Consider the following 13,858-nt stretch of genomic DNA (forward strand, 5'->3'; position numbering starts at 1 on the left):
GTCGATTCCTTTGCCAAGCCTTAAGACGGACGCAACCCGCGTTCCAGCCAGAGGCGGCTGGCCATGGTCACTAGACCGTCAAGCAGCAATGCCAGCAGCGCGGTGCACGCGGCGCCGAGCAGCAGTTGCGGCTGATTGTTCAGGGCGATGCCGGGGAAGATCAGGCTGCCAAGGCTGTTGGCACCAATCAGGAACGCCAGCGGTGCGGTGCCGACGTTGATCGCCAGGGCCACGCGTACACCGCCGATGATGATCGGCACGGCGTTGGGCAATTCCACGCGAAACAGCACCTGGCGCGGCGTCATGCCGATGCCGGTGGCGGCTTCTTTCAACGAGCCTTGAACGTTTTTGAGGCCTTCGTAGGTGTTGCGCACAATGGGCAGCAACGAGGCGAGGAACAACGCGAAGATGGCCGGGCCACTGCCGATGCCGAGGACGCCGAGGGCGATGGCCAGTACGGCCAGGGGCGGGACGGTGTTGCCGATGTTGAAGATCTGCATGAAGCGTTCTGCGCGCCCGACCATGTTCGGTCGGCTGAGCAGGATACCGGCGGGGATGCCTACAACGAGGGCGGCCAGCATGGAGACAAGAACGAGGATCAGGTGTGCTTGCAGGTAAAACAACAAATCGTCGCGGTACAGTTCGATCGTGTTGATGCCGATCCAGTGGACCAGCAGGGCCAGGAGAGCGACGACAACCGCTCCTCCTATCAGCCCTTTGCCATAGCGAATAGCCACAGGCGGACTCCTTTTTTTCTTCTGTCGGCGTCCACATTTCCGAGCGGCAATGCCATTCCTGGCTGTCGGCGAATGTGGTCGCGAAATGCAGCTTGCCAATGCCGGTTAGACGACATGAGGTCAAGCCATGAGCGCAGCCTCGTCAGGCTAACTTGCTGATTTTTCAGCCCCTGGTACGAGTGCGATAGCAGGGGAGTGGACGTCTCTACCTTTTAAAAGGTTCCACACTTGGCAGCATTTAGCCACCCCCAATCGGGTGAACGGTGGTCTGGCTCCCTGGGTTTGCGCTATACTCGCCGCCCTTTTTTGACTCACCTGCCAGGCGATTTCCCATGACCCACCAGGCCGCCGAAGTCGCGAAACGCCGCACTTTCGCCATTATTTCCCACCCCGATGCCGGTAAAACCACCATCACCGAGAAGCTCCTGCTGATGGGCAAGGCAATCGCAGTGGCCGGCACGGTGAAATCCCGCAAATCGGACCGCCATGCCACCTCCGACTGGATGGAAATGGAAAAACAACGGGGTATTTCCATTACCACGTCGGTCATGCAGTTCCCGTATCGCGACCACATGGTCAACCTGCTCGACACCCCGGGCCACGAAGACTTCTCCGAAGATACCTACCGCACCCTGACGGCGGTGGACTCGGCCTTGATGGTCCTCGACGGCGGTAAGGGCGTTGAGCCACGTACCATCGCGCTGATGGACGTTTGCCGCCTGCGAGACACGCCGATCGTCAGCTTCATCAACAAACTCGACCGCGATATTCGCGACCCGATCGAGTTGCTCGATGAAATCGAAGCCGTCCTGAAGATCAAGGCTGCGCCGATCACCTGGCCGATCGGTTGCTACCGCGACTTCAAGGGTGTGTACCACCTGGCCGACGACTACATCATTGTCTACACCGCCGGCCACGGCCACGAGCGCACCGACGTCAAGATCATCGAGAAGCTCGACTCCGACGAAGCCCGCGCCCACCTGGGTGACGAGTACGACCGCTTCGTCGATCAACTGGAACTGGTGCAGGGCGCCTGCCACGCGTTCAACCAGCAGGAATTTCTCGACGGCCAACTGACGCCGGTGTTCTTCGGTACGGCGTTGGGCAACTTCGGTGTCGACCACGTACTCGACGCCGTCGTGAACTGGGCGCCGAAACCTCTGGCCCGGGTTGCCAATGAGCGCACGGTGGAACCGGTTGAAGAAAAATTCACCGGCTTTGTGTTCAAGATCCAGGCGAACATGGACCCCAAGCACCGCGACCGTATCGCCTTCATGCGTATCTGCTCCGGCAAATACGAAAAAGGCATGAAGATGCGCCACGTGCGCACCGGCAAGGACCTGCGCATCGGCGATGCCCTGACGTTCTTCTCCTCCGAGCGTGAACAGCTCGAAGAAGCCTACGCCGGCGACATCATTGGCTTGCACAACCACGGCACCATCCAGATCGGTGACACCTTCACCGAGGGCGAAGTGCTGGGCTTCACCGGTATCCCGCACTTCGCCCCGGAACTGTTCCGCCGCGTACGCCTGCGCGACCCGCTGAAATCCAAGCAACTGCGCCAGGGCCTGCAGCAATTGGCGGAAGAGGGCGCCACCCAGGTGTTCTTCCCCGAGCGCAGCAACGACATCATCCTCGGCGCCGTCGGCGTGCTGCAGTTCGATGTGGTCGCCAGCCGCCTGAAAGAGGAATACAAGGTCGAATGCTCCTACGAGCCAATCACCGTGTACTCCGCGCGCTGGATCGATTGCAGCGATAAGAAGAAGCTGGAAGAGTTCTCCAACAAGGCTGTGGAAAACCTGGCAGTGGACGGCGGTGGTCACCTGACCTACCTGGCCCCGACCCGAGTGAACCTGGCGTTGATGGAAGAGCGCTGGCCGGATGTGAAATTCCGCGCGACCCGTGAGCACCATTAAGGTCTGAGCGGCACAAAAAGGGCGAAGCTGTCATGGCTTCGCCCTTTTTTGTGGGCGCCGAATATTCTAAGTGTGGGAGCGGGCTTGCTCGCGAATGCGGTGTATCAGTCAACATATTCAGTGACTGACACTCCGCATTCGCGAGCAAGCCCACTCCCACATTTTGATCTCCACAAGGCGATGAATTGGCGAGATATCCGCATCCGGTCTAGCGTTTCAAATAATTCACCCATTCACCGACGGATCTGGAGGCTACCTTGCGTATAACTCAACGGGCTATCTGGTTGGTGCTTTTTGGCACCCTGGGTGTGTCCACCGCCTTGGCATGCACCTCGGCGCTGGCCGACACCGGCACGCCCCAATGGAAAGACACTGGCCCGGTGACCAAGAAAAAGCAGAACGAGGTTAACTCCGGCAGTTGGCAACCCCAAGCCCAACCCGCGCCCAAGGAGGATGCGGAAAACCCCTATAACGAAGGCGAGGACAGCGACACCTACGACGATGGCGATACCTGAAGCCTGGCGCAAACCCGGCATTGGGACTAGCTTCTAACCTGGCGACGGTAAAACGCTGTCGTGCAGGATTCATCTACTGACTGGACGGAAATCGACCATGAGTATTTTTCAACGTGTAGTGCTGTTGATAAAAGTGCTGGTGCTGTTGTCGTTGGGGATGTCGACGGCCTGGGCGCATAACCAGGTGCAGGGCAGCCAGACGGGCTTTTCGGCGGTGCAGACAGCGCAGGGCAAGGGACTGCAACTGGCCAAGTCGGAAGCCGAGCCAGGCGATGAGGACCAAGGCGGTTCCAAGGATGATGACGACCAGCAAGCCCCGGATGACGATGATGGCGATCAAGGTGACAGCGATACCTGAGTCGGCCTGAAGCACAGTCCATCCCGTCAGGTATGCACCGCCTGACGGGAGGGCTGTATACCGTTAAACCCGCTCCTTTTGAATCATGCGATATCGTTGAAGTAGTCGCTGTTCACTATCTTGTCTATTGAAAGTCCCTGTCCTGGCAGGTAATCGGTACTGCTCGCTGCGGTGAATTTCATATCACTGCTGCCCTTGGTAATGCTGCGCTCACCGGCTGTGGACGTACGGGTGGTGTAGACCGTATTTCGCATCGCCACGTACCCGCTCAAATCATTATTCATTTTGGTAAGACGGTCATTAATCTGGCCGGGCGTGAGGTTGAGTTTCTTTTCCAGGCGCACCCCCCATCGCGTCAGGCAAGTTTCTGCAAAGTGACGAACAATCTCGCCGGGTTCGGCATATACCTTTGCACCCTGGTTTCCGTCGGGGGCTGCATTACCCACCAAGGTCGCGTGGCGCCCGGGCATTGGATAGATATGAACATGGGTGTTTGTATCAAAGGCGGGTACGACACACGCGAATCCGGAGGATCGCTCGTCCCTGGCGTAAAAACCGACGTACTCTTTAACGTTGCTGCCGAGCGTTACTCGACTGCTCTGGAAGTTCAAGAGCCCGGGAACCGGGTCGACAGCGAAGATATTGACCGGCACATTCTTCAAGACGCTGTCATTGAGCATGGCGTTGGCCAGCATGTGGCAGCTGATCCCGCCGCGGCTCCAACCGACCAGGTTGACGCGCGTGGGAATGATCCCGTCTTTTCGAAAGGTCTTGATGATCTGCTCTTGCAACTGTTGCTGCGTTACTTTGCGCGTACCGTAATCGTAAGTGCGCCAATACCAACTGCCGGTGACTTTGACGTCTTCAATTGGAATGCCGGCTTTTTGCAGTTGGGTGTAGTTTTCCTCAGTCAGTTTTTCGCGCTGCCAGGTAAACGTGCCCTTCATGATGTTAACCGCGTGAGCCACATTTTCTTCCCAGCCAGAGCCCAGGGCGGTGCCCTTTAACTGAAGATAATTGCCAGACTCGGAGAACATTTCATCGGCTTGCAAGTTGCCGCTGCCGGGGCCGTCGATAACAATCCATTCGGCAAACTCCTTACTGACGCTTTGAGTGTTTTGCGCCAGCGTGGAAATCAACTCACCGTTCCAATAACTGGCGTGAGTATCGTCAAACTTGGTTGAGCCAGTGCCGCAGAAAAAAACAGTGAATGTTGTCATGAGCGATTACCCGTCCATTGGATAAAGGGGGTGAGCTCATAACAATGCAAAAGGCCGTGGCTGGCTACTGTGAGAACTGACAGGCAGTTAGATTGGTTTCGAATACTGAAGGGGATTTGTTGATCAAATGCGGGTGGTGATCAGCCAAAAAAAAGCCCCTCCCAACAGGCTGATGCGCAACCTGATGGGAAGGGCTTGTAGAACACCTGTCATGCCCTGGCGTTATCGCCAGGGCATTTTTGTTGCACGCAGGCTCAGGCCACGAACTGCTCCGCGTAGTGGCAAGCCACTTGGCGGTTATCCAGCGGCCGCAACAGCGGCTCCTCGCTGCTGCAACGTGCTGTCGCGTACGGGCAGCGCTTGTGGAACGCGCAGCCAGATGGCGGGTTCAGCGGGTTGGGCAGTTCGCCGACGATCTTGATCTTCGGCTTGTTCGGGTCTGGGTGGATGGTCGGGGTGGCCGACAGCAGCGCCTGGGTGTACGGGTGCAGCGGACGAGCGTAGATGTCTTCCTTGGGGCCCACTTCCACCGGGCGGCCTAGGTACATCACCATCACGTCGTCGGCAACGTGTTGCACCACTGCCAAGTTGTGGGAAATGAACACGTAGGCGGTGTTGAATTCCTGCTGCAGGTCCATGAACAGGTTAAGTACCTGGGCCTGGATCGATACGTCGAGTGCCGAGGTCGGTTCATCCGCCACCAGCACTTTAGGTTGCAGCATCATGGCGCGTGCCAGGGCAATACGCTGGCGCTGGCCACCGGAGAACATGTGCGGATAGCGCTGATAATGCTCGGGGCGCAGGCCCACTTGCTTCATCATCGCCTGCACTTTTTCGCGGCGTTCGGCGGCGGACAGGTTGGTGTTGATCAACAGCGGCTCGCCGAGTTGATCACCGACTTTCTGCCGAGGGTTCAGCGAGGCGTACGGGCTCTGGAACACCATCTGCACGTCTTTGCGCAATTGCTTGCGCTGGGCCTTGTCGGCACCGGCGACTTCCTGGCCGGCGATTTTCAACGAGCCGGACGACGGCTCTTCAATCAGCGTCAGCGCGCGGGCCAGGGTGGATTTGCCGCAACCCGACTCGCCTACTACGGCGAGGGTCTTGCCAGCTTCCAGTTCAAACGACACACCATTAAGCGCGCGTACCAGCGCGTGGCCCTTGAACAGGCCACGGGAGACTTCGTAGTGACGGGTCAGGTCGCGGGCGGTAAGAACGACGGCCATTACGCCACCTCCTGGTTCAAGGGGTAGAAGCAGCGCGCGAGGCTGTTGCTTTTCGGGTCAAGGCCAGGCCGCTGGGCACGGCAGGATTCCTGCACATACGGGCAACGTGGCGACAGCAGGCAACCCTGCGGGCGGTCATAACGACCGGGAACAATACCCGGCAGCGTGGCCAGGCGCGTGGCGCCCAGGCTGTGCTCGGGGATCGCCTTGAGCAGCGCTTCGCTGTACGGGTGCGCCGGGATGTCGAACAGCTGCGGCACCTGGCCAACTTCCACGGCCTGGCCGGCGTACATCACGCACACGCGCTGTGCGGTTTCAGCCACCACGGCCAGGTCGTGGGTGATCAGCACCAGGCCCATGTTCTGCTCTTTCTGCAGGGCCAGCAGCAGCTCCATGATCTGCGCCTGAATGGTCACGTCCAGCGCAGTGGTCGGTTCGTCAGCGATCAGCAGTTTCGGCTCGCCGGCAATTGCCATGGCGATTGCGACACGCTGGCTCATACCACCGGACAGTTGGTGCGGGTAGGCATCCATACGGCTGGCCGCGCTCGGAATTTCCACTTTTTCGAGCAGTTCGATCGCACGTTTGCGCGCTTGCTTGCCGGACATTTTCAGGTGCAGGCGCAGCACTTCTTCGATCTGGAAACCCACGGTGTAGCTGGGGTTCAGCGCGGTCATCGGGTCCTGGAACACCATCGCCAGGTCTTTGCCGACGATTTGGCGGCGCTGACGGTTGCTCAGCTTGAGCATGTCTTTGCCATCAAAGTTCAGGGCGTCGGCGGTGACGATGCCGGGGTGCTCGATCAGGCCCATCAGCGCCATCATGGTCACGGATTTACCCGAGCCCGACTCGCCAACGATCGCCAGTACTTCGCCTTTGTCGACCGAAATGTCGAGGCCATCGACCACCGGCACGGCGGTCGCGTCGCCGAAGCGTACGTTGAGATTCTTGATTTCTAACAGTGACATGGGAATCTCCTCAGGCGGCGTTCTTGAGTTTCGGGTCCAGCGCATCGCGCAGGCCGTCACCCATCAAGTTGATTGCCAGCACGCTGAGCAAAATGGTCAAACCCGGCAGGCTCACGACCCACCAGGCGCGTTCGATGTAGTCACGGGCCGAAGCCAGCATGGTGCCCCACTCAGGGGTTGGCGGTTGTACGCCAAGGCCAAGGAAGCCCAGGGCCGCGGCATCGAGAATCGCCGAGGAGAAGCTCAAGGTCGCCTGTACGATCAGCGGCGCCATGCAGTTGGGCAGCACGGTGATGAACATCAGGCGTGGCAGGCCGGCGCCAGCGAGGCGGGCGGCCGTCACGTAGTCGCGGTTCAGCTCGCCCATCACCGCAGCACGGGTCAGACGCACATACGAGGGCAGCGACACGATCGCAATGGCGATCACGGTGTTGATCAGGCCAGGGCCGAGGATTGCGACAATGGCGACAGCCAGCAGCAGCGACGGCAGGGCCAGCATGATGTCCATCAAGCGCATGATGGTTGGGCCGAGCATGCGCGGGAAGAACCCGGCGAACAGGCCCAGCAGGATGCCCGGGATCAGCGACATCACGACCGACGACAAGCCGATCAGCAAGGACAGGCGCGAACCCTGGATCAGGCGCGAGAGCAGGTCACGGCCCAGTTCGTCGGTGCCGAGCAGGAACTGCATCTGCCCGCCTTCCAGCCAGGCTGGAGGGGTGAGCAGGAAGTCGCGGTATTGCTCGCTTGGGTTATGCGGCGCAACCCAAGGGGCGAAGATCGCGCAAAACACCACCAGCAACATGAACAGCAGGCCGGCAACGGCGCCTTTGTTCTTGGAAAAGGCTTGCCAGAATTCTTTGTACGGGGACGGGTACAGCAGGCTTTGATCGACTGCTACCGCGGAAGTAGGTGTGGTCATGGTCATGATCTCAGCGCTGGTGACGGATGCGTGGGTTGGCGAAGCCGTAGAGGATATCCACCACGAAGTTCACCAGAATCACCAGGCAGGCGATTAACAGGATGCCGTTTTGCACCACGGGATAGTCCCGTGCGCCAATGGCTTCGATCAGCCATTTGCCGATGCCGGGCCACGAGAAGATGGTTTCGGTCAGGACCGCACCGGCCAGCAGCGTGCCCACTTGCAGGCCGACCACGGTGAGTACCGGGATCAGCGCGTTACGCAGGCCGTGGACGAATACCACGCGCGCCGGCGACAGGCCTTTGGCCTTGGCGGTACGGATGTAGTCTTCGCGCAGGACTTCGAGCATCGACGAACGGGTCATCCGCGCGATCACCGCCAGCGGGATGGTGCCGAGCACGATGGCCGGCAGGATCAAGTGGTGCAGGGCGTCGAAGAACGCATCGGGCTCGTCAGCCAGCAGCGTGTCGATCAGCATGAAGCCGGTGCGCGGCTCGATGTCGTAGAGCAGGTCGATACGCCCGGAAACCGGGGTCCAGCCCAGGCTAACCGAGAAGAACATGATCAGGATCAGGCCCCACCAGAAGATCGGCATCGAATATCCCGCGAGGGAGATGCCCATCACCCCATGGTCGAACAGGGATCCTCGTTTCAAGGCCGCGATCACCCCGGCCAACAGGCCCAGGACACCGGCGAACAACAGGGCGGCCATGGACAGTTCCAGGGTCGCAGGGAAGAGGGCGGTGAATTCGGTCCACACGCTGGTGCGCGTGCGCAGTGACTCACCGAGGTCGCCGTGGGCGAGTTTGCCTACGTAGTCCAGGTATTGCGCGTACAGCGGCTTGTTAAGGCCGAGGCGTTCCATTGCCTGTGCGTGCATCTCGGGGTCGACTCGTCGTTCGCCCATCATGACTTCGACAGGGTCGCCGGGGATCATGCGAATCAACGCAAACGTCAGCAACGTGATGCCGAAAAACGTGGGGATCAATAACCCCAATCGGCGGGCAATAAAACTAAACATCTTGTTGTGTACCTCAATCAGCCGGTTAGGCAGGTTCGGCACCGTCAATGGCGACGGTGCCGAGCGTCTTCTCTTATTACTTCACCTGGGTGGTGGCGAAGTTATTGGTCGTCAGAGGGCTTTGGGTATAACCCTCGACGTTTTTGCGCATGGCGGTGAACATTTTCGGGTAAGCCATGGGAATCCACGGTTGGTCCTTCTCGAAAACGTCCAGGGCTTGTTCATAGAGTGCAGCGCGCTGGGCCGGTTCAGCGATAGCGCGTGCCTTGTCGATCAAGTCTTGAAACTCTTTGTTACACCAGCGGGCGTAGTTTTCGCCGTTTTTGGCTGCATCGCAACTCAGGTTTGGTGTGAGGAAGTTATCCGGGTCCCCGTTATCCCCCGCCCAACCGGCGGACACCATGTCGTGCTCACCGTTTTTGGCGCGCTTGAGCATTTCGCCCCATTCCATGACCTTGATGTTCACTTTCAGGCCGATCTGCGCCAGATCCGCCTGCATGCGCTGGGCGCCGAGCATCGGGTTGGGGTTGGTTGGGCCGCCGCCGTTACGGGTGAACAGGGTGAACTCAGTGCCTTCCGGCACGCCGGCTTCCTTGAGCAGGGCGCGGGCCTTGTCCAGGTCGCGCGGTGGGTTTTTCAGCTTGTCGCTAAAGCCCAGAAGCGTTGGCGGATACGGGCCGGTGGCGTCGACAGCGTTGCCTTTGCCGTACAGGGACTCGTTGTAGCCTTTTTTGTCGAACGCGATGTTGATCGCGTGGCGCACGCGCGCGTCGCTCATGTACTTGTGAGTGGTGTTCAAGGCGGTGTAGCTGGTGGTCATCGCCGCCAGTTCCGCGACTTTCAGGTTGGGATCAGCCTTGGCGCTCGGCACATCATCGGGCTTGGGGTACAGCGCGATCTGGCATTCGTTGGCCTTGAGCTTTTGCAGGCGCACGTTGCTGTCGGTAGTGATGGCCAGGATCAACGGGTCAGCCGGCGGCTTGCCACGGAAGTAGTCCGGGTTGGCCTTGAAGCGCACCTGGGCGTCTTTGGCGTAACGGTTGAAGATGAACGGGCCGGTGCCGATGGGCTTGGCGTTCAGGTCATCGGTCTTGCCGGACTTGAGCAACTGGTCGGCGTATTCGGCGGAGTGAATCGAGGAAAACGCCATGGCCAGGTCGGACAGGAACGGTGCTTCAGGACGGGTCAGGGTGAAGACCACGGTGTGGTCATCGGTCTTCTCTACGCTCTTGAGCAGTTCCTTGAAGCCCATGCTTTCAAAGTACGGGTAGCCCACGTTGGACTTGTTGTGCCACGGGTGATTCGGGTCCAGCTGGCGCTGGAAGCTCCAAAGCACGTCGTCGGCATTCATGTTGCGCGTGGGTTTGAAGTAATCGGTGGTGTGGAACTTGATGTCGTCACGCAGGTGGAACGTGTAGGTCAGGCCATCGGCACTGATTTCCGGCAGGTCTTTGGCCAGGGCAGGCACGACTTCGGTGGTGCCGGGCTTGAAGTCCACCAGGCGGTTGAACATGGTTTCTGCCGCGGCGTCAGCGGTGACGGCGGTGGTGTACAGGACCGGGTCAAAACCTTCCGGGCTGGCTTCAGTGCAGACCACCAACGGTTTGGCCGAAACGCCGATCGCAACGCTCAATAGCGCAGCGGCAATGGCAGCTTGTAACGGGAGCATTTTCATTCAGAGCCCTCTGCAATCGAGTGAACCAGACAAGCGTAGACAGCGGGCTCGTCCTGAGCCCGCCGTTTACCTGGCGCTAATTAAAGAATGTTGAACGGGATGGTGGTGACCAGGCGGAACTCACGCAGGTTGCCGTCAGCCTGGTTGGCGCTGGCGCGGTGAGTCACGTAGGTACCACGAATGGTGGTGGCCTTGAGTGCGCCGCTTTGAATCGCGTAGGAAGTACCTACGCCGTATTCCTGGTGTTTCTCGCCGTCTTGGGTCTGGATACCGTTGTAAGCAAAGCCTTTCACGCCGCCGTCGCCGGTGTAGTGAGTGCCGTCGATGCCCCAGCCGCGAGCCGAGTAGATGTTGAACTTCAGGCCTGGCACGCCGTATTCGGCCATGTTGATGCCGTAGGCGATCTGGAACGATTTCTCGTTCGGGCCGTTGAAGTCGGACGTCAGGGAGTTGGCCAGGTAGATGCCGTTGGTTTCGTGCAGGTAGTCGAAGTACTCGTTACCGTTCACTTCCTGGTACGAGAAGGTCAGGCTGTGAGCCTGGTGAGTCAGGCCGAGCGACAGCGAGTAAGTGTCGTTGTCGATCTTGCCCATCAACTTTTTGCCTTCGTCGACGGTTTTGTAGTAGTTCAGGCCGGTGGTCAGGCTCAGTTGCTGGCTGTCACCCAGTTCATGGGTTGCGCCGAAGTAGTACTGGTTCCAGAAGTCTTTGACTTGAGCGCCGAAGAAGCTGGTTTTCAGGCTCTTGAACGGCTGGTAGTTCACACCGGCGGTGTAGACGTGATCCGCTTCCTGGCCATTGCCGTATTCGCTGCGGAATTTCGACAGGCTCTGCTCGGTACGTGGCGACACGCGGTCGAAGTAAGCGCCCTGGAACGACAGGTTGCTGAACTCTTCGCTGTTGAGGGCAAAACCTTCAAAGCTCGACGGCAGTGCACGGTTGCCGATGGTGTCGATAATGCCGCTGCTGAAGTTCTGGCGACCGGCGGTCAAGGTGGTGTTGGACACACGGAACTTGACGTTGGCCAGGCCCAGTTTGCTCCACTGGCCTACGGCATCGCCGTCGGAGTCGGCCAGGGTACGGTTGGAACCGCCCTTGATGTCACGCTTGCTCTGGTCGAGCGCGATGACGTTGTAACCCGCTACTTCGGTTGCTACCCCAACAGTGCCTTGGGTGAAGCCCGAGGAGTAGTTAAGGATGGTGCCTTGCAGCCAGTTGGTACGGTAGGCGTCGGTGCGAGCCTCGCCGTGCTTCTGGTAAGTGAACTTGCTACCACGGAAACGCTGCTCGTTGGAAAACCAGTTACGGGTAGTACCGCCCAGGCTTTGACCGTCGATAAAGCCTTTGGCCTCGCTTTGGGCGCTGGTGCCGGCCAATGTGGTCGGAACGAAGTCCTGGCTCTGGGTTTCAGCGAAGGCGGTCGCCGTGATGCTGCTGATGGCCAGGGCCAGAAGCGCTTTGCTGCTCAGTTTCATGGGTGGAGCTCCTTTGGTTCTCTTTTTAATGCCGGTCTTTTTAGGTGAACCGGCTATTGGGTGTGTAACTCGTTCAAGCCTTTGCAAACGTTTGCCGTAGGAAATTTCCCAACAAAAGGCTGCACGTTTGCCAGGGAGCCAACGTCGCTCCCTGCAATCCGGTTATTTTTTTATGGGTTGATACTGACGCCCGAGAACACGTTGCGGCCGAAGGGGCTCACTTTAAAACCTTCGACTTTGGCGCTTAACGGCTGGTTGACCGTCGAGTGGGCGACGGGCGTGATCGGCACCTGCTGCTTGAGCAGTTGCTGCGCCTGTTTGTATAGAACAGTCCTTTGTTCGCGGTCGGTCACGACCTTGGCTTGCTTGATCAGCTTGTCGTACGCCGGGTCACACCACATGGAGTAGTTGTTCCCGCCGATGGCGTCGCAGCTGTAAAGAGTGCCCAGCCAGTTGTCCGGGTCACCGTTGTCGCCGGTCCAGCCGATCAGGCTGATGTCGTGCTCACCGTTCTTGGTGCGCTTGATGTACTCGCCCCATTCGTAGCTGACGATCTTGACCTTGAGGCCGATCTTGGCCCAATCGCTTTGCAGCATTTCGGCCATCAGCTTGGCATTGGGGTTGTAAGGCCGTTGCACCGGCATCGCCCACAGGGTGATCTCGGTACCTTCCTTGACGCCGGCGGCCTTGAGCAATTCCTTGGCTTTTTCCGGGTTGTAGGCAGCGTCCTTGATGCTGTCGTCGTAGGACCACTGGGTCGGCGGCATGGCGTTGACTGCCAGTTGGCCGGCGCCCTGGTACACGGCGTTGAGGATGCTTTGCTTGTTCACCGCCATGTCCAGCGCCTGACGCACTTCGAGCTGGTCGAAGGGTTTGTGGCGCACGTTGTAGGCGATGTAACCCAGGTTGAAGCCGGGTTTGGTCAGCAGTTGCAGGTTCGGGTCGGCCTTGAGGGCGTCGACGTCTGCCGGGCGCGGGTGCAGCGTGATCTGGCATTCACCGGCCTTGAGCTTCTGTACCCGCACCGACGCATCGGTGTTGATGGCGAAGATCAGTTGGTCCAGCTTGACCCGGCTTGGGTCCCAGTACTGTTTGTTACCCACGTAACGGATCTGCGAGTCTTTCTGATAACGCTGGAACACAAACGGACCAGTGCCAATCGGCTTCTGGTTGATGTCGCTGGGCTTGCCTTCCTTGAGCAACTGCTCGGCGTACTCGGCCGACAGAATCGAGGCAAAGCTCATGGCGATATTTTGAACGAACGCAGCGTCGACCGTATTCAAAGTCATCACCACGGTGTGCGGGTCGGTTTTCTCGACCTTGGCAATGTTCTTGTTCAGGCTCATCCCGTTGAAGTACGGAAACTCGGTGGGGTAGGCCTTGCGAAACGGGTGGTCGGGGTCAAGCATGCGGTTGAAGGTGAACAGCACGTCGTCGGCGTTGAAGTCGCGCGTCGGCTTGAATTCCTTGTTGCTGTGGAATTTCACCCCTTCACGCAAGTGAAAGGTGTAGGTCAGGCCGTCTTCGGAAATATCCCACTTGGTTGCCAACCCAGGTACCACATTGGTCGCGCCTTTTTCGAACTCAACCAAGCGGTTGTACAGCGGCTCGGCCGCATCGTTGTCGGTGGCGGTGGTGTACTGCGCGGTGTCAAACCCGGCCGGGCTGCCTTCAGAGCAGAACACCAGGCTCTTCTTGTCGGCGGCTTGGCCCATCGTGGCCACAGCCAGCAGGCTGGTGCCAAAAATTGCGGATAGAACAGTGGTATGGCGCATGACGATCCCGATCCTTGTTTGTAGTTGTCATCAGCGAGCAATCACCCAGG

General features: G+C 59.1%; 12 protein-coding genes. 3 read left to right on the plus strand and 9 right to left on the minus strand.

All coding sequences use genetic code 11. From position 1 onward, the window contains the following. Positions 1-20: 20 nt before the first annotated feature. Positions 21-737, minus strand: coding sequence for an ABC transporter permease (locus C4J83_RS04280; RefSeq protein ID WP_025856261.1), 717 nt, complete (start codon positions 735-737; stop codon positions 21-23). A gap of 332 nt (positions 738-1,069) precedes the next feature. On the opposite strand from C4J83_RS04280, the gene C4J83_RS04285 reads away from it, so the two are divergent. The 3 genes from C4J83_RS04285 to C4J83_RS04300 all read left to right on the plus strand — a co-directional run bounded on the left by C4J83_RS04285 (position 1,070) and on the right by C4J83_RS04300 (position 3,526). After that, positions 1,070-2,653 (plus strand): peptide chain release factor 3, encoded by a 1,584-nt coding sequence (locus C4J83_RS04285; RefSeq protein WP_106578627.1) that lies wholly within the window; start codon positions 1,070-1,072, stop codon positions 2,651-2,653. A gap of 257 nt (positions 2,654-2,910) precedes the next feature. Next, a complete protein-coding gene (locus tag C4J83_RS04295; RefSeq protein ID WP_106578628.1) occupies positions 2,911-3,168 on the plus strand; it encodes a hypothetical protein in 258 nt (85 codons plus the stop codon). Positions 3,169-3,265: 97 nt separating this feature from the next. Further along, positions 3,266-3,526 (plus strand): hypothetical protein, encoded by a 261-nt coding sequence (locus tag C4J83_RS04300; protein ID WP_124416420.1) that lies wholly within the window; start codon positions 3,266-3,268, stop codon positions 3,524-3,526. 83 nt (positions 3,527-3,609) lie between these two features. Here C4J83_RS04300 and C4J83_RS04305 read toward each other — a convergent pair whose 3' ends face one another. The 8 genes from C4J83_RS04305 to C4J83_RS04340 all read right to left on the minus strand — a co-directional run bounded on the left by C4J83_RS04305 (position 3,610) and on the right by C4J83_RS04340 (position 13,748). Next, positions 3,610-4,746, minus strand: a complete 1,137-nt coding sequence (locus C4J83_RS04305; RefSeq protein WP_124416421.1) for a hypothetical protein — start codon at positions 4,744-4,746, stop codon at positions 3,610-3,612. 254 nt (positions 4,747-5,000) lie between these two features. Beyond that, positions 5,001-5,972, minus strand: coding sequence for a peptide ABC transporter ATP-binding protein (locus C4J83_RS04310; RefSeq protein WP_106578631.1), 972 nt, complete (start codon positions 5,970-5,972; stop codon positions 5,001-5,003). Beyond that, entirely contained in the window at positions 5,972-6,940 is a 969-nt protein-coding gene (locus tag C4J83_RS04315) for an ABC transporter ATP-binding protein (RefSeq protein WP_124416422.1), read from the minus strand. Before C4J83_RS04315 ends, C4J83_RS04310 begins: the two co-directional genes overlap by 1 nt. 10 nt (positions 6,941-6,950) lie before the next feature. Further along, complete coding sequence (locus tag C4J83_RS04320) at positions 6,951-7,862, minus strand: ABC transporter permease subunit (protein WP_106578633.1); 912 nt, start codon at positions 7,860-7,862, stop codon at positions 6,951-6,953. Between the two features lie 10 nt (positions 7,863-7,872). Further along, complete coding sequence (locus C4J83_RS04325; RefSeq protein ID WP_106578740.1) at positions 7,873-8,883, minus strand: ABC transporter permease subunit; 1,011 nt, start codon at positions 8,881-8,883, stop codon at positions 7,873-7,875. 76 nt (positions 8,884-8,959) lie between these two features. Then, on the minus strand, positions 8,960-10,558 hold the full coding sequence (locus C4J83_RS04330) for an ABC transporter substrate-binding protein (RefSeq protein WP_106578634.1): 1,599 nt from the start codon (positions 10,556-10,558) through the stop codon (positions 8,960-8,962). 80 nt (positions 10,559-10,638) lie between these two features. Beyond that, positions 10,639-12,033 carry an OprD family porin gene (locus C4J83_RS04335; protein ID WP_106578635.1) on the minus strand — a complete coding sequence of 465 codons (1,395 nt, stop codon included), beginning with the start codon at positions 12,031-12,033 and terminating at the stop codon, positions 10,639-10,641. Positions 12,034-12,203: 170 nt separating this feature from the next. Then, positions 12,204-13,748 (minus strand): ABC transporter substrate-binding protein, encoded by a 1,545-nt coding sequence (locus C4J83_RS04340; RefSeq protein ID WP_372239317.1) that lies wholly within the window; start codon positions 13,746-13,748, stop codon positions 12,204-12,206. Positions 13,749-13,858: the final 110 nt, after the last annotated feature.

Source organism: Pseudomonas sp. LBUM920 (assembly GCF_003852315.1).
Lineage (GTDB): Bacteria > Pseudomonadota > Gammaproteobacteria > Pseudomonadales > Pseudomonadaceae > Aquipseudomonas.